Consider the following 19807-nt stretch of genomic DNA (forward strand, 5'->3'; position numbering starts at 1 on the left):
CGCCTTAGAACACCGGCGCACCGGCCCTTCCCCAAACGCCGTCGGAGCGCATAGACTCAACGCGTGCTCCGGAGGGAGGAGGCAGGTGCGTAGGCACCCGATTCTGCAGATGTTCGCTATCGGCGTCGTCGCCGCCGCTGTGATCACGGCGCTGGCGCTGGCGATCGACTGGTTCCCCCCGGCGGCCAGCACGGCGGCCGACAAGATCGACACGCTCTACGACGTCGTCATCCTCTGCTCGATCCCGATCTTCGTGCTGGTAATGACGATCGCGATCTATTCGGTCGTCAAGTTCCGTGCTCGGCCGGGACACGAGGGCGACGGCGCACCGCTCCACGGCAACACCCAGCTCGAGCTGCTGTGGGTCGCGATTCCCTTCGTGATCGTCTCGGCGCTCGCCGCCTACGCACTCGTGGTGCTCTCCGATATCGAGGCGAAGGAGCCGGATGCGTTGCCGGTCGCCGTCACCGCCCAGCAGTTCACCTGGACTTTCGGCTATCCGCAGGCGGGGGGTGCAACGAGCACCGAGCTCGTCTTGCCACGTGGGCGCCAAGCGGTGCTGCGGATCCGCACTCGCGACGTCATCCATTCCTTCTGGGTGCCTGCGATGCGGATGAAGCAAGACGCCGTTCCCGGCCTCACGACCGAGGTTCGGATCACACCGACGCGCGAAGGTACCTACCCGCTCGTCTGCGCCGAGCTGTGCGGCGCCGGGCACGCGACGATGCGGCAGACGGTGCGAGTGGTCGCTCCCGAGCGCTTCCAGGCTTGGCTTCGCCGGCTCGGCGGCGGAGCGACGGCGAGCCGCGGCGCGACGCCGGGAGCGGCCTCCGCTGTCGAAACGGCGTCAGCGAGCGGACGCAGTTAACGCAGAGGGATCGGAGGGAAGGACGTGGCGGTAGCAGTCGAGCGCAAGCCAAGCAGGGGTGACACCGACAGCTCCCGTGCCGACGGCAGGCGGGGCGGCTGGCGCCGGCGGCTCGCAGCGCCTGGCTGGTGGCGCGCCCTCGCCGCGATGCCTGTCGGCTTCCTGGTCGCGTTGGGGCTCGTCGCTGCCGTGCGCGCCGCCTACGGCTGGCACCCGACCGTCAAGTGGGAGGCCGTCACTACCGTCGCATTGATCGCCGTGCCGCTGGCCTTCCTGGCCGGGATCGGCTGCTTCGACTACTGGCTGCGCTGGGCGATCGGGGCGCGCACTGAAGATGACGACCACTCGGGCCACGGCGCCGACAGTTGGCGCGACTACTTCCGCGTCAACACCGATCACAAGGTAATCGGCATTCAGTACATCTGCACCACCTTCGCCTTCTTCGTACTCGGTGGCTTGATGGCGATGTTGATGCGCGCCGAACTGCTCGCGCCGGGCGAACAGCTCGTCGACGCCAACACCTTCAACGGACTCTTCTCGGTCCACGCCTCGTTGATGATCTTCCTCTTCATCATTCCTGTGTTCGCTGGCATCGCCAACTACGTGGTGCCGCTGATGATCGGCGCACCCGACATGGCGTTCCCACGCCTGAACGCGCTCTCTTACTGGCTTTTGCTCGTCGCCGGGGTGATGATGGTGCTTAGCTACGTCGCGCCCGGCGGCCCGTTCGCGACCGGCTGGACGGCTTACGCGCCGCTCTCGGTCGATGTGCCCCTCGGCCAGCAGTTCTTCGCCCTAGCCGTTCAGTTCGCCGGCGCCTCGTCGATCGCCACCGCCCTCAACTTCTTGGTCACGATCATTACGATGCGTGCGCCGGGCATGACTTTTTGGCGCATGCCGCTTCTGGTGTGGGCGAACTTCACCACCTCGCTCTTGGTCGTCATCGCCACACCGTTCATCGCCGCATCGCAGTTCTTCGTGTTGTTCGACCGTGCACTCGGAACGCACTTCTTCACGCCCCAGCTCGGTGGCGACGTGCTCATGTACCAACACGTGTTCTGGTTCTACTCCCACCCTGCCGTCTACATCATGATGCTGCCCGGCTTCGGAATCGTCAGCGAGGTGATCTCGGCGCACGCGCGCAAGCCTGTTTTCGGCTACAAGATGATGGCCTACGCGCTGATCGCGATCGTCGTGCTCGGCTTCCTGGTGTGGGCACACCACATGTTCGTGTCGGGGATGCAAGCGTGGATACGCATCCCGATGATGCTCACGACGATGCTGATCGCCGTGCCGACGGGCATCAAGATCTTCAACTGGCTAGGAACGCTGTGGCGCGGCGTTATCCACCTGCGCACGCCGTTGCTCTTCGCTCTCGGGTTCATCACGATGTTCACGCTCGGAGGAATCAGCGGCGTGACGCTGGCGATCGTGCCGTTCGACATCCACGTCTCCGACACCTACTACGTCGTCGCGCACATCCACTACGTGTTGTTCGGCGGGTCGGTCTTCACGATCTTCGCGGGCATCTACCACTGGTTCCCGAAGATGACGGGCCGGATGTACGACGAGACGCTCGGCAAGATCCACTTCTGGCTCTCGTTCGTGTTCTTCAACCTGACCTTCGGGCCGATGCACCTCCTCGGCATCGACGGGATGCCGCGCCGCGTCGCCGACTACGCGTCCGAGTACGCCACGCTGAACGCGATCGTCTCGGTGTCGGCGTTCATCTTCGGTCTGTCGTTCCTCGTCTTCCTCTACAACATGATCGTCAGCTGGCGCTACGGGCCTGTTGCGCCTGCCAATCCGTGGAAGGCGCACACGCTGGAATGGATGGTTCCCTCGCCGCCGCCGAAGTTCAACTTCGTGGAGGTGCCACGCGTGGTGGGCGGCCCGTACCCCTTCGGTCTCAAAGGCGCCCAGCACGCCTACTTCCCGAGCCGGCGGCCGGCACCGGTCGCGGCGGGTGGCGGTGCCCAGCCGCCCGAGCACTGAACGAGGAGAGGAGGAAGAACCGTGAGCGAGCGGCGGAGGATCCTGGTCGTAGCTAACGAGACCGTCGCCGGGATGCCGTTGATCGACGCGGTCAAACGGCGTGCCGACGCAGGTCCCGTCGAAATCCACGTGATCTGCCCGCAGAACACGCCCAAGCACGGCCTCGTGATCTACGACGACACCGTGCGGCAGGCGGCTGCCAACCGGCTCCATTTGACGCTCGCTCAGCTTCGCGAGGCGGGGATCGAAGCCACCGGCGAGGTCGTCGATCCCGATCCCTACACGGCAGTGATGGACGCCCTGCGGGAACGCCGCTACGACGAAATCATCATCTCCACTCACCCGCAGACCCGCTCTGGTTGGCTGCGCCAAGGTCTGGTCGACCGCGTACGCGGAGCTACCACCGTTCCGGTCGAGCACGTGGTCGTCGACCTCGATCACGAGCGCGAGCAGGTCAAGCGCACACTTGTCGTCGCCAATCGCACTGTCGCCAGCGAAGAGCTGCTCGACCTGTTGAAGACCAAGGCGCGCGAGGGCCGTCGGCGCTTCATCGTCCTCGTGCCGCTAGGCAGCGCCAACGGCACGGCCGAAGCGCAGGAGCGCCTGGCGCGAATGCTCGAGCTCTTGCGGCGGGAGGGCCTCGAGGCGATCGGCCAGGTGGTACATCCCGACCCCTACACAGCGGTGCGCAACGCCCTCCAGTTCTACGACCCTGACGAGATCGTCATCTCGACGTTTCCCGAGGCACGCTCGGGTTGGTTGCGCGCCGACCTCGTCAACCGCGTGCGTCAGCTGACGTCGCGCCCGGTCGAGCACGTCGTAGCTGACGTCGCCGAGACGCCCGCGGAGGTCGCGCCGTGAGCGCACCGCCCGCGGCAGCCGACGTGTTCGCGGTCGGCGACGACAAGGCCTTCCACAGCCACGCCGAACACCATCCGCCGAAGATCCACTGGTCGTCCGGGGCCGAGCCGGCGACGCTCGGAATGCTGCTGTTCATCGTCTCCGAGCTGATGCTGTTCATGGCCTTCTTCACGGCCTACTTCTTCATCCGTGTGGTCGCCGGCGCTGAGTGGCCGGCGGCGGGCGAACACATCCCGGTCGACGTCGCCGCCGTTAACACCGCGATCCTGCTCTCGTCGAGCCTGACGATGCACTGGGCGCTTACCGGTATCCGCAACGGCAACCGTCGGGCGCTGAAGGGCGGGCTCGTTTCGACGCTGGCGCTGGGCGCAACGTTCCTGTCGATACAGATCAACGAGTACGTACACCTCGGCTGGGCGCCGCACGACAACGCGCAGGGGTCGATCTTCTATGGTCTTACCGGTCTGCACGGGGCGCACGTCGCGGTGGGCCTCATCCTTCTCACGTTCGCGACGATCCGCTCCTTCCGCGGCCACTACTCGCCCGAGGAGCACCGCGGTGTCGAGGTGCCGGGGATCTACTGGCACTTCGTCGACATCATGTGGATCTTCGTGTTCTCTAGCCTCTACCTGCTCTAGCGGCCCCGGCTTGCGTCGGCCCGATGCCACCACGGCGCTTTGATCCGCTGCGGCGCGAGCGCGACGCGTTCCGGCTGTTGGTCGCGGTCGCGCTCGTGGTCGGGGCGCTGGTGGTCGTCGCAGCCGCGCTGCGCTGGGTCGCTTGAGCTGGGAACCAGCCGCCGCACCCTTCGCGGTCGGCGGCGACCGGTAACTGTCGGGCGCTCGTAGCGTCCCCGCGACCGCATCGGTGTGGATCGCAGAGCAGTGATCGATCGCAGTGCGAGCGTGACAGAACGCCACAGATCGTCGATATTTGGGCGCGTGACGTTCCTCTCGCCGGCAGTCAGCGCACCGTCAAGCCACGATCCGCTCGCGCGCCTCGGACCCGATGCCGAGCTCGCGGTCCGGGCTGCACACGCCGCCGGCGATCTGTTGCTGCAGCGCCGCCGCCGTCGCGTGCGCTCGATCGCGACCAAGAGCTCTTCGACCGACCCGGTCTCGGAAGCAGACCGCACTGCCGAGCGCACGATCGCCGAGCTGATCGAGGCCGAGAGGCCCGACGACGGTATCGTCGCCGAAGAGGGCTGGCAGCGATCGTCGCGCAGCGGTCGTCGGTGGGTCGTCGATCCGCTCGACGGCACCGTCAACTTTCTGTACGGCTTCCCGGCATGGTGCGTGAGCGTCGCCCTCTTCAGCGCAGACAGCCGCCCGCTGGTCGGGGTCGTGCACGATCCGCTGCGCGGCGAGACATGGGTGGCGCGGCGCGGCGGCGGCACCTACCTGGGCGCCGAGCGCCTCGTCGTCGGGGACCCGCCGCCCCTCGACCAGGCGCTCGTAGCCACCGGTTTCAGCTACGACCGCGAGTTCCGCGCCGCGCAGGGCAAGGTCGTCGCCGAGTTGCTTCCGCGCGTGCGCGATATCCGCCGTGCCGGCGCGGCGGCCCTGGATCTGGCGTGGGTGGCGACCGGGCGCGTCGACGCCTACTACGAGCGCGGTCTTAAACCGTGGGACTGGGCTGCCGGGCGGCTAATCGCCGAGGAGGCTGGCGCCGCGGTGATCGAGTTGCCCGGGGAACCGGCTGGGCTTGTCGCCGCCCATCCGCAGCTCGCCGAGCGCCTCGCGGCCCTGGTCGGCTAGAGCACCCGGCGCCCCGCAGCCGTACGTACACGCGGTGCGCCTGTCTTTGTCGTCTCGCCGGCGCTAGCCGGCTGGGCGCGCGTCAGCGACCGAGCAGGAAGGAGACGAGCGCGTCGACCTGTTCGCGCGAGAGGCGCTGCCCGTAGCCCTTGGGCATAACCCCCGGCCGGAAGCCAGGGGTCACGAACGCGTCGGGGTCGACGATCGACTCACGCACATATTCGGCAGGGCTCTGGCCACGCTGGCGGCCGTAGCGCCGTGCCGCCGCGACGAGGTCGTCGAGGCGAGGCCCGACCGTGCCGTTCGTGCCTGCGCGCGCGAGGGCGTGGCATCCGCCGCAGCCGGCAGCGGTGAAGATTTGGCGTCCGTCCCGGGCGCCGGCGAGACCGGCCTGCGCGAGCAGACCCTGGTCCTCGCCCCGCACCGCCGCGACGTGCGCCACGTAGGCGGCGACATCCTCGGCGTCTCTTCCGGTGACGAGATTCGCCGGCATCGCGCTGCCGCGGCGCGGGTGCGCGATCTGGTAGCGCACCACGCCGGCGATGGTGTCGGCGTCCATCCCGTCGCGCCGTGCCTGGGCGAAGGCGGCGTCCAACGACGGTCCTGTCGTACCCTGCGTGCCGGCACGCTTGAGTGCGTGACACGCTCCGCAGCGCTCGACGAACAGCGCCTTGCCGTTGACCAAGTCCGGCTCGCGCTTACCGCACCCTGCGAGCAGAACCAGCGCCGACAGCGCGAGAGCAGCCGACAGTTTCCGCATCCGTACCGTTCCTCCCTCCGCGAACACGGTCGCGCCAAGCCTAACGGCGCGGGGCGACAGGCGCACGCGCGATCGACTTCCTACCGAAGGTCCTGGTATGTTCCCGCCCGTGTCGCTACGCCAGCGTTATCGCTTGAGGTCCCGCAGCGGGCACGAAATCATCGCTGAGGTAGAGCCGGGCTTCGACTACGTCGACCACGAAACCGGCGAACCGCTCGAGGTGGTGGGCAAGCTGCTACCGCTAGCCCCTTCGCCCAGCAACCTTCCCTGGACGGTCGAGAACTTGCGCCTGTGCGGTTGCTCGAAGGAGCAGCTCGTGCAGAAGGACGTCAACGACTGTCCGTACTGCGGTCAGCGTCTGCCCGCCGTCGAGTCCTAGCTGTCGAAGTCGTAGAGCGCCGCGTGGCGAGAGTTGCTCGACCTCGCCCGTAACGGGCTGTCGACGCAGTTTCGGGTATCGGCACGCCTCAGCGATGGGTGCGTGCCGGCAACGGAACGCGGGGGCGTCGTACCCGTGCCGGTGACGGGAGCTGTCGGCGCCGCCAACCGCGGGCACGTGCTCGATGCGAGCGCAAGCGCATGGGCGTCTGACGCCAGCGACCGCGGGGGAGCAGGTCGCGTAGGCCGCCGCCCGATGGCGTCGGTCCCGACGGCTTGCGCGGCGGTCCGCCTCCCCCGCCGCCGCTGTCGTCGCTGCCTGGCTCGTCGTCGTGACGAAGCCGGAAAACCCAAATCAACCACACGATCAGCAAACCCACATCGAAGATGCGGAACCCGACCAGGAAGATCCACCCCTCCGTGGTCACAGCCCGATGCTAGCGCCCTAACAGCGGTGCTGACAAAGACCGTCCGTGGGCGCGTACGCGGCGATCGGGGGCGCGCGAGCAGCATGGTTGGCGCCGGCGGGCCGCGGTTAGACCGGAGCCGTTGTTCGCCGGGTCGGCGCCGTCACCGCGGCCGCCCCGCTGTTGCTTCGACGCCCCCCGAGCGCCGTCAGCGCGGCGGTGGCGCAAAGACGCGACCAGAGGGCGCGTCGCCGCCCGCACGCGCTGTCGTAGCGCGTGCGCTGGTCGTCGTGGTGCCAGATGGGCGTCTCGGGGTCGTGGTGGTACCGGACGGCGAACCAGTCTGTCCGCTCACCGTCCGTGTCGGCGTCGGGTCGGGGATGAAGGTCGCCGTGTACATCAGACGATCCCCGTGGTAGTCGCACCAGTACTGGCGCACCAGGTTGATCTGGAGGTGCGCCGCCTGCTCGAAAACGTCTTGCCGACACTTGTCGCGCTCGCGCGAGGCGCGCCACCAGTTGCGACCGCTTACGTTCGTGACGAACGCGGGAACCCAGGTGTCGGTGGTGATAGCCACGATGTGACCCTTGCGCACCCGCAACGGCCGCTGCAACACGAACGTCGGCGCCGACCCCAAGTACGGCTCGACGTTGAACCAGTCCGACTGCTGCAAGAGGCGGAAGTCGCGGCGGGTCTTGCGCGTGCGTCCCTGGCGGATGATCGAAAGCCGCACGCGTGCCGGCGAGCCGTAGGTGTCGTTGAAGAACTGGATCTGGTTGTCGGCGAGGTTCGAGAGCGTCAGCGTGAACGCGACGATGTAGCCGTTGTCTGGCACCACGAATGGCCGCAACAGGCTGTCGGAGCGACCCTGGTAGCCCGTCGTCGCGGCGAGCACAGCGCACGGCAGGTTCGGACACGCCGATTTCACCTGCGGGGCGCGCGCGCCGAGCTCGACGACGCGCGCCGACGCGAGCGCTGGCAACGAAAGCCACGCGGCAAGGGCCGCGACGGCCGCAGCCACGGCCGCCCGTGCCGGGGCGACCGGCGCCGACCATGCCACCGTCACGATCCCTGTCGCTGTTCTCGCTTCGCCCATCGCAGCGCAAGAACACGCCCGCAGCCGGCGAGTTGCGCCTGCGCCGGGTGTGCTGGCGCGGCGCTCACTTGTAGCGGTAGGTGATGCGGCCGCGCGAGAGGTCGTAGGGAGAGAGCTCGATGCGCACTCGGTCACCCGGCAAGATTCGGATGTAGTGGCGGCGCATCTTTCCCGAGATGTGGCCCAGCACCTCGTGGCCGTTGTCGAGGCGCACTTTGAACATCGTGTTCGGGAGCGCCTCGACTACCTCGCCTTCGAGCTCGATCTTCTCTTCCTTGCCCACGGCTCGCGGCCAGACCTCCGCGCTACAGCAACCGTACGTTCACGGCCTTCGGCCCCTTGGCCCCGGCCTCTTCTTCGTACTCGACCTTGGCGTTCTCGCGAAGGGTGCGAAATCCTTCACCGGCGATGCCCGTGTAGTGGACGAACAGGTCGCGCCGGCCGTCGTCCGGCGTGATGAACCCGTAACCCTTCTCTTCGTTGAACCACTTGACGGTTCCGGTCGGCATGGCTGTTACTGCCCCTTCCTGCCGCATGCCGCACGGAGCTTCACTCCCGAGGCACGGCAACTTCGCTTCTTTGCCGGACATCTCCGGCCCTGCGCACCCGACGCTAGCAGGCTGGGCAGCGGAGGGGAACCTGGCGTCGCTCGAGTCGCGATCGCTGAACGTGCGATCAGCGGCCCACGAAGCGGGCGTGACCCGGGCCGCCGTGGTCGAGAAAGGCCCGCACCCCGGCCTTGAGATCCTCGGTCGCGAACACCTCTTCGCCTAGCGCCGGCGTGATCGCGTCGGCGGCGCGAACGCCCTCGTCGACCACCGCCCGCACGATCCGCTTCGTGGCGTAGTGAGCGCGCGTCGGTCCGGCGGCGAGGTCGCGCGCGAGCGAGAGTGTCTCTTGCTCGAGGTTGCCGTCGGGCACCACCCGGTTGATTACTCCCCACTCGGCGAGCTTGGCGGCGGGCAGGATCGCGCCGGTCATGACGAACTCGCGCGCTCGCGCCGGGCCTGCGCGTTCGGCGATCCGCTGCGTGCCGCCCATCAGCGGGGTGAGACCGACCACGCGTTCGACGAGTCCGAAGCGCAGATCGGCGGCCGGGAAAGCGCCGAAGCTGGCCTGGGTGAGACCGACCACGCGTTCGACGAGTCCGAAGCGCGCCGACTCCGCAGCGACGATCAAGTCGCAGGCGAGAGCAAGCTCGAGCCCGGCGGTCAGGCACAGGGAGTGAACCGAGGCGACGGTCGGGAACGGCAGATCCTCGACCTGGTGGGTCACCGCGAGGATCTCCTCGACGAATTCTCGGGCCGCGTCACCCTCGAGCCCGTCGAAGACGTGAACGTCGGCGCCGCCGGTGAAAACCTTGCCCTCGGCGCGTACGACCAGCGCACGCACACCGTCGCTGCGCGCGGCGTCGAACGCAGTGCGCAAATCCTCGAAGAGTTTGCGGTCGAAGAGGTTGAGCGGCGGCGCGTCGATCGTCACGAAACCGACATCGCCGTCGCGCCCGAAGTTCGCTTTGCGAGCAGTCGACACGAGCTTGTGACCTCCCTGGGCGTTCGATCGGCAGCGATCATCCGCGCAGCTTCTCGGCGACGCGCGCGAGCTCGTCGGACGTCGCCGAGTGCGGATGGATCGGCGGTTCCAAACCGTCGTTGGCGTAACGCGGAATAACGTGGACGTGGAAGTGGAAGACGCTTTGCCATGCCACCGTACCGGCGGCGCTCAGCAGGTTGATTCCCTCGCAGCCGAGACGTTTGCGCAGCGTTTGGGCGACGCGCTGGGCGGCGGCTGCCACCGCCGCGAGGTCGTCGACGGGACAATCGAGCACGCTCTCGCAATGGCGGCGCGGCACGACCAACGTGTGTCCGCGCGTCCAGGGGTTGATGTCGAGAAAGGCGACGGTCTGCTCGTCCTCGGCGATCTTGTGAGCGGGAAGCCGACCGGCGACGATCGCGCAGAAGATGCAGTCACCGTGCTCTCCGCCGCCGGCGGCGGACCCGGGTGTGCGGTCGCTCGCAGGCATGGTGTCAGCCTATCCGTGTGCCGCGCAGCTGCGCAGCGCGCGACGCCCGTGCCGGCGAGGGCATCAGTCCGCGTCGGTTTGCTGGTCGGCGCACAAGCGCCGGGCGTAGGCGACCGCCTCCTCGCGGCCGCTGACCTCGCCGGCGTACACGGCGCGGCGGATGCTCTCGAGCAGGCGACCGAGCTGTGGTCCGGGAGCGATGCCGAGCGCCCGCGCGAGCTCGTCGCCGCGGAGCGGTGGCCGCGGCGCCCCGCCGGCCGCGCGCCACGCCAGCGCCGCCGCCATCAGCTCGCGGGCGAGGTCGAGATGCGCCGCGATCGCACGCTCCGCGTTGCGACCCCGCGTCGCGAGACGGTCGGCACAGGACAGGAAGGTGACCTCGACCTCCACCGGTTCGCAGCGCCGCAGGTAGTCGTAGACGCGGCCGCGGTCGAGCGGTCTTTCGTGCACCAAAAAGCCGAGCGCCAGGTGGTGGCGAGCTAGATCGGCGAGAAAGCGGGCGAGCCGCTCGGAGGTGCGTAGGCGTCGGCACAACGCCAGCGTCATGCGCGCACCGACTTCGTCGTGACCTACGAACGTCACGCGCCCGTCGGGGCGCACCGCGCGCGTCCCGGGTTTGCCGATGTCGTGCAACAGCGCCGCGAAGCGCACCGCCGTGCCGCGCGTGAAATCGTCGGCGAGGGGCTCGGCAAGGACGCGGGCGAGCGCGGCCGAAGCGTCCGCGTCGGGACAGACGCGTTGCGGCGCTCGCTCGAGGTCGAGCAGACAACGCAACACCTCGAGCGTGTGCTCGTAGACATCGAGGTGGTGGAAATGGCTCTGCTCGACGCCGCGCAAGGCGGCGAGCTCGGGCAGGACGTGCTCGAGCAGCGCGCACTCCGCCAGAAGCTCGATACCCGCGAGCGGGTCGCAAGCTGCGAGTAGGCGCCGCAGCTCCTGGAGAAGGCGCTCGGGGGGTGCGCTCGCCACAAGCGCTGCGTCTTGGCGGGCTCGCGCGCGGGTTCCCTCGCTCGGTACGAAACCGATTTCGGCGCGCAGGCGCGCAAGTCGCAGCAAGCGCACAGGGTCGTCGCGAAAGGCGTACGGCGAGACGAGCTCGATGATGCCCGCGCGCAGAGCGGAGAGACCGCCCGTCGGGTCGCAGATCCGCGTCGGCGTGGTGAGCGGCACGGCGAGGGCGTTGACGGTGAAATCGCGGCGGGCGAGATCGTCGGCGAGGTCGCTGCCGACGACCGGGGCCACGTCCAGCGTCCAGCCACCGCCGGCGCGTGGCTGCACCCGCCACTGGCCGAACTCGCGCGACAGCTCGAACGCGACCGCTCCCAGCCGTCGGGCGATCGCGCGCGCGAGACCGCGCGGATCAGCTGCGACGACGATGTCGACATCTTCGAACGGGCGACCGATGAGAGCGTCACGCACCGCGCCGCCGACCAGCCACGCGCGGCGATCCGCGCCCAGCTCGGCACGCGCCGCAGCGACCGCCGGATGCGCTTCGAGGGCGGCGAGCCGCGCGCGCTCCTCGCCCCCGACCTCGAGCGTGTGGCAACGCTCGCTATCCCGCCCGCGAGCGCTGTCCCCCGCCCGCGACCGCGCTCTGCCGTTCGCGCTGTCGCTGTCGCGAGGCTCAGGCACTGCGCTCAGTGAGGCCCAAAGCGCGACGGTGGTGAAGGAGGCGGGGGCGGTGACGGCTGGGATGGTGGCGACAGAGCTCCCGACGGCGACGGTTGCGACGGTGCTTGCCACGGTGCGCGCTCGCTCCCACGCTCGGCCGGGCCACTCGCTCCAGCGCCAACAGGTCGTCGCGGAACCCGCGCCGTGAGCGCTGTCGTAACCTCGTAGTTGATCGTTCCTAGCAAGCGCGCGACCTCCTCGGCGGTGATGCGCTCGCCGCCCTGCTCTCCGATCAGCACGACCTCGTCGCCGAGGTCGCCGCTGTCGCGCCGCGGTCCCAGATCGCAAGCGATGTTGTCCATGCTGACAGTTCCGACGATCGGCCGGCGCACGCCGCGGACGAGAACGCTCCCGACGTTCGAGAGTGCGCGCCGCACGCCATCGCCGTAACCGATCGGAACGATCCCGACACGCGTGCGCTCGGCGGCTCGCCAGGTGCGTCCGTAGCCGACGCTCTCACCCGGCTCGAGCTCCTTGACACACGCAATGTACGAGACCAGCCTCAGCGCCGGAACGAGGTCGCGGCGCGCGGGGTGCTCGTGGAACGGGTCGAGCCCGTAGATCGCGATCCCGCAGCGCGCCATGTCGAAGTGGGCGCGCGGGTCACGGAGCAAAGCCGCGCTGTTGGCTGCGTGGGCGACGACCGCCGTGTGGCGCGCCTTGACCGTCTCGACGAACCGGGCGAAGCGGTCGCGCTGCTTGACGAAGTAACCGTCGTCGTTCAGCTCGTCGGCGGTGGCGAAGTGCGTCATCAAGCCGGCGAGCTCAAGGCTGCCGCGGGTACGGGCAAGCTCGGCGCACTCGATCGCCTCCCGCTCGCTGCGCGTGCCCAACCGGCCCATGCCGGTGTCGAGCTTGACGTGACAGCGTGCCGGCCGGCCGATGCGCGCCGCCGCCGCGGCGACACGCTCGGCAAAGCGCGGGTCCCACACCACGACCTCGGCGTCGCTGCGCAAGGCAAGCTCAAGCTCCGCGTCGGTGAGCGCACCCATCACCAGCAGTGGCGCGGTCACACCGCCGTCGCGCAGCGCACGTGCCTCGGCGGCGGTAGCCACAGCGAGCCGCGCGGCGCCGCCGGAAAGCGCCGCCCGCGCTGCCAAGAGCGCCCCGTGCCCGTAGCCGTCGGCCTTGACGACCGCACACAGCGCCCGCCCCGGGCCGAGGCGGCGCGCCAAGAGGGCACAGTTGCGAGCGATCGCCGCGAGATCGACCCAGGCCGTGGCGCGCTCTCGGCCCGCAGTCACCGCCGCGCTAGGACTCGACCAGCGCCCCGAGCAGGTCGACGCGCGTGACGACCCCCACCAATCGTCCATCCTCGTCGACGACGGGCAAGCGGTTGTGGCCGCTGCGGTGAACGAGGCGGGCAGCTTCCGCCACCGGGGTGTCGGGGCGCACCGTGTCGGGGTTCGGCGTCATGAGGTCGCTGGCGCGCTGCGCGAACGCTTTGCGCAGCTTCTCTTCGAAGCGCTTGAAGGGCTCGAGAAAGACGATCCCGCCGAACAGCTCGAGGTAGTGCGGCAGGTGAAGGTCGCCTTCCGGGTCGGGAATGACGAGGTCCGACTCGGTGACGATGCCGACCACGCGCCGGTCAGCATCAACGACCGGCACCCCCTGCAAGCCGTGCTGGCGCAAGATGCGGATCACGTCTGCGACCGGCGTGTCGGGGCTCACGGCGACCGGATTCGGGTCCATTACCTCGCGAACGCGCTCTGCCATCGACCGCGACCCTACCCGAGACGGCGCGGGAAGCGCGGCCCGCCGACCGCGGCGCGCGGCGCCGGACCGCCCGGCCCGGCGATCGCCGCGGGGAGCGCCTCGATCACATCGCGCGCGACGACGTGGTCGGCACCCAGGCGCTGTGCCGCGCCCGCGCCGGCGCGGGCGTGCGCGAGCACCCCGAAACAAGCCGCTGCGAATGGGTCCATTCCCCGTGCGACGAGCGCGGCGACAAGGCCGGTGAGAACGTCGCCGGTGCCAGCGGTAGCCAGCGCCGGGCTGCCGCCAGCGCTGACAGCGACCCGGCCATCGGGAAGTGCGACCAGCGTGTCGTCGCCTTTCAGCACGCACACTGCCTGCGCTTTCGCGGCAGCGAGGCGTGCCGAATGCAAACGCCGCCGCCGCACCTCGTCGACCGTCGTGTCGAGAAGGCGTGCGAGCTCTCCTTCGTGGGGTGTGAGCACGGTGGCGGCGGGGCGGCCGGCGAGCTCGCCGAGGCGCCCAGCGAAAGCGTTCAGACCGTCGGCGTCGAGCACGAGCGGTCGTTCGAGGGTCGCCGCCAACTCGCGCGCGAACTCGCGAGCCCGCTCGGAGCGGCCGAGCCCCGGACCGAGCGCGACACAGCCGGCCCGCCGCGCAAGCTCGGCGACAGCGCCCACGCTGGCGGTGTCGTGACCACCGTCGCTCTCGGGCAGCCCGATGCACATCTGCTCGAGCAGCCTGGCGTCGACCACTTCGCGTACGCTCGCCGGCACGGCGACCTGCACGTAACCGGCGCCGGCCCTCTGCGCCGCTAGGGCGGCGAGCACCGGCGCTCCTGTGAGACCACGGGCGCCGCCCACGACGAGCACCACGCCGCTCGCGAACTTGTGGCCGGAGCGTTTCCGCGGCGGGTAGAGCCCGGCGACAGCGTCGCTCACCAGGCCACACTGCTGAGCCGGGGGCGCAGCGCGGTCGATACCGATCTCGACCTCGATCACCTCGCCAGCGTGCTCGGCGCCCGGCATGACGTGGAGACCTACTTTCGACCGGTGGAAGGTGGCGGTCGCGGTGGCGCGCACGGCGACGCCGGGCGTCTCGCCGGTCGAGGCGTCGACCCCCGAGGGGATGTCGCACGCAACCACCGGCGCGCCGCTGGCGTTGATCGCGGCGATCGCTGCCGCGTAGGGCTCGCGCGGCGCGCCACGCGCGCCGGTGCCGAGCAGCGCGTCGCAGACGAGACCGGAGCCAGCGAGCGCAGCACTCTCGAAGGGTCGCGGCGGTTCGCCAGGAAGGCGTTCGAGGTTGACGCGAGCGTCGCCGCGCAACTCGGCGGGGTCGCTCACCGCGAGCACGTCGACCTCTCTACCCTCGGCACGCAACAGGCGCGCGCAAACGAGCCCGTCGCCCGCGTTGTTGCCCTTGCCGATCACGATCCGGATCGGACCGTCGCCGGCGACGTCGGCGCAGACGCGCGCCAGTCCGGCCCCAGCACGCTCCATCAGGTCGAGCGACGGAACGCCCGCCACCTCGATAGTGAAAGCGTCGGCTGCTCGCATCTCGTCGGCCGTGTACAGCGGCTGAAGCCATTCGGGAAGACCATCCGCCTGGACGCTGCGCGAGCTGGCAAGTGGCTCGCCGCCGCCTGCCGCGCTCACCGCACCGTGGTTGTCGCTTACCGCGGCCACCGCGCGGCTGCTTCTAACCGGCGGCTCCGCTTGACGCTGCGGCGAGCGCTGGCGCGCCGCCGGAGCGCTCGCGCCCTGCTGCCACGAGCACACACACCGCGGCTGCCACCGTGTCGCCGTGGGTGAGTGACACGTGCGGCCAGACACCGAGCTCACGTGCACGGCGAGCGGTCTCGCCGGCGAGACGCACGGTCGGGGCGCCGCCCGTTGCGGCGATCTCGATCTCGACGAAGCGCGGCGGTGTCACGCCGAGCGCCTTGGCGACCGCCTCTTTGGCGCAGAAGCGGGCCGCGAGATGGCGGCCGGGCCGCGCACGCCGCTTGGCGTAGGCGCGTTCTTCGCCGGTGAAGAGCCGCTCCGCGAGGCGGGGACGGCGAGCTAGTGCGCGTTCGAAGCGAGCGATCTCGAGAACGTCGAGGCCGATTCCCGGCGGCGCCGCCACCGCCCACCCCGCTACTCGACAGTGACCGTTTTCGCGAGGTTGCGCGGCTGGTCGACGTTGAGCCCTTTCAGCCGCGCGATCTCGTAGGCGAGCAGCTGCAGCGGCACAATCGCCGGGATCGGCTGCAGCATCCAGTCGCTGCGAGGCACGTAGATCACCTCTTCGGCGTGCTCGGCGACCTCCTTGCGCCCTTCCGTCGCCACGGCCACCACGTGGGCGCCGCGCGCGCGCACCTCGGCGATGTTCGAGAGGACCTTCTCGAGCACCGGCGAGTCGGTCGCTACGCACACCACCGGGGTGCGCTCGTCGAGCAGCGCGATCGGGCCGTGCTTCATCTCGCCGGCGGCGTAGGCGTCGGTGGGAACGTAGGAGATTTCTTTCAACTTGAGCGCACCCTCGAGGCACACCGGCAGCCCGACGTGGCGCCCGAGGTAGAGGAAGAACCCCGCGCTCTGCCAGTGCTCGGCGATCGCGCGCACCGGTTCGCGAACGCTGTCGATCGTCTCGCGCACCAGCTCGGGGAGGGCGCGCAGCTCTTCGCGCAAGCGGTCGATCTCACTGCTCGCGAGCGTTCCCCGCGCCTGCGCAAGCCAGAGCGCCAGCAGGTACATCACGGCGACCTGAGCGACGAAGGTTTTCGTCGCCGCCACGCCGATCTCGAGGCCCGCGCGCGTGTAGATCACGCCGTCGGCGTCGCGCGTGGCTTGGCTGCCCATGACGTTCGTCACCGCCACTACGCGCGCGCCGCTGTTGCGCGCCAGGCGCATCGCCGCAAGCGTGTCGGCCGTCTCGCCGGACTGCGTGATCGCCACCACCAGGTCGCGCTCGTCGAGCACCGGGTCGCGGTAGCGAAACTCGGAGGCAATGTCCATCTCGACAGGCAGGCGCGCCCACCGCTCGACGGCGTAGCGACCCACTAGCCCGGCGTGGTAGGAGGTGCCGCAACCGACGAAGATCACGCGCCGCAGCCTTGTTGCCTCGTCCTCGCCGAGACCGAGCTCGGGCAGCACGACCCCGTCGGCGAGGCGGTCGGCGACCGTCTCACGCACCGCATCCGGCTGCTCGTGGATCTCCTTGAGCATGAAGGTCTCGAAGCCAGCGCGCTCGGCCACGTCGTCGTCCCAGTCGACTACGCGCACCTCGCGTTCCACCAGCGCGCCGGCGACACGCTCGAAACGCGCACCGTCGGGCGTGACGACGACGAGCTCGTCGTCCTCGACGAGCTGGATGCGGCGCGTGTGGCGCAGGAAGGCCGGAATCGCCGAGGCCAGAAACGTTTCGCCGCGGCCCAGCCCGACGACCAGCGGGCACTCCTTGCGCGCCCCCACAAGCAGGCCCGGGCGCCCGGCGAAAAGCGCCACGAACGCGTAGTGACCGCGCAGCTCGCGGTAGGCGCGGCGCACCGCCTCGACCGGGTCGTCGTGGTAGTGGCGAGCGATCAGGTGGGCGACGACCTCGGCGTCGGTGTCGGATGTGAAGACGTTGCCGTCGGCTTCGAGGCGCGCGCGCAGCTCGGCCCAGTTCTCGACGATCCCGTTCAGCACGATGTGGACGCGACCTTCGGGATCGCTGTGAGGGTGGGCGTTCTCCTCGCTGACGCGGCCGTGCGTCGCCCAGCGCGTGTGACCGATACCGGTGCGCGCGCGGCGCGCACTCACCTCTGCGGCCTCGAGAGCTGCCTCCTCCCTCTCCCCGCTCGCGAGCGGACTGGTGGCTGGTTCGCTACCGGCAGCGGCGAGCGCGGCGCTGCCGGCCCGCTCGGCTACCGCTGCCCGCAAGCGCGCCAGGTTGCCGACCGCATGGACAGTTTCGAGCGTCCCCTCGTCGTCGAGCAGCGCTAGTCCGGCGGAGTCGTAGCCGCGGTACTCGAGCCGCTCGAGGCCCGCGAGCAAGAGCTCGAGACAAGGACGACTACCCGTATAGCCGACGATGCCACACACGGGCGGTTCAGCCTAGCTCTGCCGCGACCACTTCCGCCAGCGCCGCCGCGACCGCCTCGCAACGGCTGCGGTCGCTCGCTTCGACCATCACCCGCACCAGCGGTTCGGTGCCCGACGCCCGCACCAAGACCCGTCCCTCGTCGGCGAGTTCGCTCTGCCAGCGTTCGACAGCCGCGCGGACAGCCGCGTTGCCCTCGAGCGCCCCGCGGTCGCGCACGGGCACATTCACGAGCGTCTGCGGCATCCGCTCGAACGTTTCGACAGTTGCGAGGTCTCTCCCTGCGAGCGCCTCGAGCAAAGCGAGCGCCGAAGCGGTGCCGTCACCGGTGGCGGCGAAGCGGCGATCGATGATGTGGCCCGACTGCTCGCCGCCGAGTATCCAGCCGCGCTCGAGCAGCGCGCTCAGCACGTGGCGGTCGCCCACCGGCGTGACCGCGACTTCGATCCCGAGCTCGCGCATCGCGCGGTGGAAGCCGTAGTTCGTCATCACCGTCACGGCCACTCCGCCCGCGAGCTCGCCAGCGGCGTGCAGCGAGCGGGCGATCGCAGCGACGATGTCGTCGCCGTCGCGAACCCGCCCGTTGCGATCGACCGCGACGACGCGATCGCCGTCGCCGTCGAAAGCGAAGCCGATGTCGCATCCCTGCTCGACGACGGCGCGAGCGATCGCGTCCGGATGCGTCGAACCGCAGCTCTCGTTGATGTTGGTGCCGTCGGGAGCGCAGCCGACCGTGACGACCTCGGCGCCGAGACGACGGAAGATCTCGGGCGCGGTCTGCCAGGTGGCGCCGTTGGCGCAGTCGAGAGCGACCTTGAGCCCGGAGAGGTCGAGCGCACCGAACCGCGCCTCGAGCGCGCGCAGGTAGTCGCCACTGGCACCGTCGACGGTGTCGACCGACCCGATCGCGCGCGGGTCGGGCGCGGTCGTGCCGGCGACCTCCCCGCCATCGGCGCAAGCAGCCACTGCGGGCGCGCCGGACGCGGACGCTCGGCCGCGCTCGATCTGCGCCTCGATCGCGAGCTCGAGCTCATCGGGGATCTTAGTTCCGTCGCTGCCGAGAAACTTGATGCCGTTGTCCTGCCAGGGGTTGTGGGACGCCGAGATCACGGCTGCTAACTCGAGGCCGAGCCGGGGCGTCACCACCGCCGCCGCCGGCGTCGGCAGCACGCCAGCGAGCAGCGCTTCACCGCCCGCTGCGGCGATTCCAGCTGCGAGCGCCGACGCCAGCATCGGTCCCGAGAGGCGCGTGTCGCGCGCGACCAGCACACGCGGGCGGCCACCGTGTGCGCACACGAGCGCCCGCCCAAGCGCCACAGCGAGCTCTGGTGTCAGGGTCTCTCCGGCGACACCGCGAACGCCATCGGTGCCGAAGAGCCGGCGCTCTCCGCCGGCCGCCGTCGTGGGCGTGGTCGGCGGAACCGCCACCGGAAGATCAGCGCTTAGAGAACTGCGGACGCTTGCGCGCCTTCTTCAGTCCCGCCTTCTTGCGCTCGACGACGCGGGCGTCGCGGGTGAGGAAGCCGCGCCGCTTGAGCTCGGGACGCAGCGCAGGATCGGCGTCGGCAAGGGCGCGCGCGAGGCCGTGACGGATCGCTCCAGCCTGCGCCGAGACGCCACCGCCGTGCACCTTCACGACGACGTCGACACGGCCCTCGAGCCCCAGCACCTGCAGCGGCTGGCGGACCATCTTCTGCAGCTTCACGCGCGGCAGGTAGTCCTCGAGGCGACGACCGTTCAGGTACCAGCGGCCGGCACCGGGCTTGACGATCACGCGCGCGACAGCGGTCTTGCGCTTGCCGGTGGCCGTGTAGCGCGCCCCGCTCGCGAGGTCGACGAGGCGCTCGCGTGCGCTCGCCGTGTCGGCGACGACCGTCTCCTCTTCGCCCTCGGCCTCTTCCTCCGGCTCCTCGGCAGCCTCTTCACCCGTGTCCTGCGGAGCGCCGACACGTTCGAGGATCGCCGAGAAGTCCTCCTCGTCCTCGTCGCCTTCCGGGCGCTCGGTCTCGAGCACAAGGTCGGGCTCGAGGTGAGCGCCGGGGATCTCCTCGGTCGGCGGGGGCTCCTCCTCGTCGGACTTCTTGCGTCGACGCTTGGCTCCGGGCTTGGGACGTTCCTTGGCTACGGCTTCCGGAGCCGGGGCCGACGGCTCTGTCTGCTCGCTGCGATCGGCGCCCTCACCCGCCTCTGCGCGAGCGTCGGCGCTGCGCTCGTCTGCTGTCTCGTCG

22 protein-coding genes are annotated in these 19807 nt (G+C 69.9%); 7 read left to right on the forward strand and 15 right to left on the reverse strand.

The genetic code is table 11. The features are described from left to right. The first annotated feature begins 85 nt into the window (after positions 1-85). From coxB to JDY09_RS06730, 6 genes are all read left to right on the forward strand, one after another. Positions 86-868: a cytochrome c oxidase subunit II gene (gene coxB / locus JDY09_RS06705; RefSeq protein ID WP_274716155.1), complete on the forward strand. Its 783-nt coding sequence runs from the start codon at positions 86-88 to the stop codon at positions 866-868. A 24-nt stretch (positions 869-892) separates the two neighbouring features. After that, positions 893-2863 (forward strand): cytochrome c oxidase subunit I, encoded by a 1971-nt coding sequence (ctaD, locus tag JDY09_RS06710; protein WP_274716156.1) that lies wholly within the window; start codon positions 893-895, stop codon positions 2861-2863. A gap of 21 nt (positions 2864-2884) precedes the next feature. Then, positions 2885-3724 carry a universal stress protein gene (locus JDY09_RS06715; RefSeq protein ID WP_274716157.1) on the forward strand — a complete coding sequence of 280 codons (840 nt, stop codon included), beginning with the start codon at positions 2885-2887 and terminating at the stop codon, positions 3722-3724. Then, on the forward strand, positions 3721-4362 hold the full coding sequence (locus JDY09_RS06720) for a cytochrome c oxidase subunit 3 (RefSeq protein ID WP_274716158.1): 642 nt from the start codon (positions 3721-3723) through the stop codon (positions 4360-4362). The genes JDY09_RS06715 and JDY09_RS06720 overlap by 4 nt, the downstream gene beginning before the upstream one ends. Positions 4363-4385: 23 nt before the next feature. Next, entirely contained in the window at positions 4386-4508 is a 123-nt protein-coding gene (locus tag JDY09_RS06725) for a hypothetical protein (protein ID WP_274716159.1), read from the forward strand. Positions 4509-4665: 157 nt separating this feature from the next. Then, positions 4666-5481, forward strand: a complete 816-nt coding sequence (locus tag JDY09_RS06730; protein ID WP_274716160.1) for an inositol monophosphatase family protein — start codon at positions 4666-4668, stop codon at positions 5479-5481. Between the two features lie 82 nt (positions 5482-5563). Here the strand turns inward: JDY09_RS06730 and JDY09_RS06735 are convergent, their stop codons facing one another. Next, the gene (locus JDY09_RS06735; protein ID WP_274716161.1) at positions 5564-6241 is read right to left on the reverse strand and encodes a c-type cytochrome; all 678 of its coding nucleotides are present in this window, start codon (positions 6239-6241) and stop codon (positions 5564-5566) included. Between the two features lie 133 nt (positions 6242-6374). Between JDY09_RS06735 and JDY09_RS06740 the strand changes: the two genes are divergently transcribed. Beyond that, the gene (locus tag JDY09_RS06740; protein ID WP_274716162.1) at positions 6375-6620 is read left to right on the forward strand and encodes a hypothetical protein; all 246 of its coding nucleotides are present in this window, start codon (positions 6375-6377) and stop codon (positions 6618-6620) included. A gap of 88 nt (positions 6621-6708) precedes the next feature. Here JDY09_RS06740 and JDY09_RS06745 read toward each other — a convergent pair whose 3' ends face one another. From JDY09_RS06745 to rpsI, 14 genes are all read right to left on the reverse strand, one after another. After that, entirely contained in the window at positions 6709-7047 is a 339-nt protein-coding gene (locus JDY09_RS06745) for a hypothetical protein (protein WP_274716163.1), read from the reverse strand. Between the two features lie 187 nt (positions 7048-7234). Next, positions 7235-8122 (reverse strand): hypothetical protein, encoded by an 888-nt coding sequence (locus JDY09_RS06750; protein ID WP_274716164.1) that lies wholly within the window; start codon positions 8120-8122, stop codon positions 7235-7237. A gap of 64 nt (positions 8123-8186) precedes the next feature. Then, on the reverse strand, positions 8187-8405 hold the full coding sequence (gene infA / locus JDY09_RS06755; RefSeq protein ID WP_274716165.1) for a translation initiation factor IF-1: 219 nt from the start codon (positions 8403-8405) through the stop codon (positions 8187-8189). 22 nt (positions 8406-8427) lie between these two features. Beyond that, positions 8428-8631 carry a cold-shock protein gene (locus JDY09_RS06760; protein ID WP_274716166.1) on the reverse strand — a complete coding sequence of 68 codons (204 nt, stop codon included), beginning with the start codon at positions 8629-8631 and terminating at the stop codon, positions 8428-8430. 166 nt (positions 8632-8797) lie between these two features. After that, the gene (locus JDY09_RS06765; protein ID WP_274716167.1) at positions 8798-9655 is read right to left on the reverse strand and encodes an enoyl-CoA hydratase/isomerase family protein; all 858 of its coding nucleotides are present in this window, start codon (positions 9653-9655) and stop codon (positions 8798-8800) included. A gap of 37 nt (positions 9656-9692) precedes the next feature. Then, entirely contained in the window at positions 9693-10145 is a 453-nt protein-coding gene (locus JDY09_RS06770; protein ID WP_274716168.1) for an HIT family protein, read from the reverse strand. A 63-nt stretch (positions 10146-10208) separates the two neighbouring features. Continuing rightward, positions 10209-11777 carry an HDIG domain-containing metalloprotein gene (locus JDY09_RS06775; RefSeq protein WP_274716169.1) on the reverse strand — a complete coding sequence of 523 codons (1569 nt, stop codon included), beginning with the start codon at positions 11775-11777 and terminating at the stop codon, positions 10209-10211. Positions 11778-11782: 5 nt separating this feature from the next. Beyond that, entirely contained in the window at positions 11783-13060 is a 1278-nt protein-coding gene (gene alr / locus JDY09_RS06780) for an alanine racemase (RefSeq protein WP_274716170.1), read from the reverse strand. 7 nt (positions 13061-13067) lie between these two features. Beyond that, positions 13068-13532 carry a CBS domain-containing protein gene (locus JDY09_RS06785; protein WP_274716171.1) on the reverse strand — a complete coding sequence of 155 codons (465 nt, stop codon included), beginning with the start codon at positions 13530-13532 and terminating at the stop codon, positions 13068-13070. An 11-nt stretch (positions 13533-13543) separates the two neighbouring features. After that, positions 13544-15199 carry an NAD(P)H-hydrate dehydratase gene (locus JDY09_RS06790; RefSeq protein ID WP_274716172.1) on the reverse strand — a complete coding sequence of 552 codons (1656 nt, stop codon included), beginning with the start codon at positions 15197-15199 and terminating at the stop codon, positions 13544-13546. Between the two features lie 13 nt (positions 15200-15212). Further along, positions 15213-15641 (reverse strand): holo-ACP synthase, encoded by a 429-nt coding sequence (gene acpS, locus JDY09_RS06795; RefSeq protein ID WP_274716173.1) that lies wholly within the window; start codon positions 15639-15641, stop codon positions 15213-15215. Positions 15642-15652: 11 nt separating this feature from the next. After that, complete coding sequence (gene glmS / locus JDY09_RS06800) at positions 15653-17581, reverse strand: glutamine--fructose-6-phosphate transaminase (isomerizing) (protein ID WP_274716174.1); 1929 nt, start codon at positions 17579-17581, stop codon at positions 15653-15655. A 7-nt stretch (positions 17582-17588) separates the two neighbouring features. Continuing rightward, positions 17589-19007, reverse strand: coding sequence for a phosphoglucosamine mutase (glmM, locus tag JDY09_RS06805; protein ID WP_274716175.1), 1419 nt, complete (start codon positions 19005-19007; stop codon positions 17589-17591). 7 nt (positions 19008-19014) lie between these two features. Further along, on the reverse strand, positions 19015-19539 hold the full coding sequence (gene rpsI / locus JDY09_RS06810) for a 30S ribosomal protein S9 (RefSeq protein WP_428837473.1): 525 nt from the start codon (positions 19537-19539) through the stop codon (positions 19015-19017). Between the last annotated feature and the right edge of the window lie 268 nt (positions 19540-19807).

Source organism: Thermoleophilum album (assembly GCF_028867705.1).
In the GTDB taxonomy this organism is placed as follows: Bacteria; Actinomycetota; Thermoleophilia; order Solirubrobacterales; family Thermoleophilaceae; genus Thermoleophilum.

What these genes read in the sequence shown, in the direction of transcription:
- JDY09_RS06785 (WP_274716171.1), bottom strand. Translation starts at nt 13,532, where the DNA reads ATGGCAGAGCGCGTTCGCGAGGTAATGGACCCGAATCCGGTCGCCGTG.
- JDY09_RS06725 (WP_274716159.1), top strand. Translation starts at nt 4,386, where the DNA reads ATGCCACCACGGCGCTTTGATCCGCTGCGGCGCGAGCGCGACGCGTTC.
- JDY09_RS06735 (WP_274716161.1), bottom strand. Translation starts at nt 6,241, where the DNA reads ATGCGGAAACTGTCGGCTGCTCTCGCGCTGTCGGCGCTGGTTCTGCTC.
- JDY09_RS06750 (WP_274716164.1), bottom strand. Translation starts at nt 8,122, where the DNA reads ATGGGCGAAGCGAGAACAGCGACAGGGATCGTGACGGTGGCATGGTCG.
- JDY09_RS06770 (WP_274716168.1), bottom strand. Translation starts at nt 10,145, where the DNA reads ATGCCTGCGAGCGACCGCACACCCGGGTCCGCCGCCGGCGGCGGAGAG.
- JDY09_RS06760 (WP_274716166.1), bottom strand. Translation starts at nt 8,631, where the DNA reads ATGCCGACCGGAACCGTCAAGTGGTTCAACGAAGAGAAGGGTTACGGG.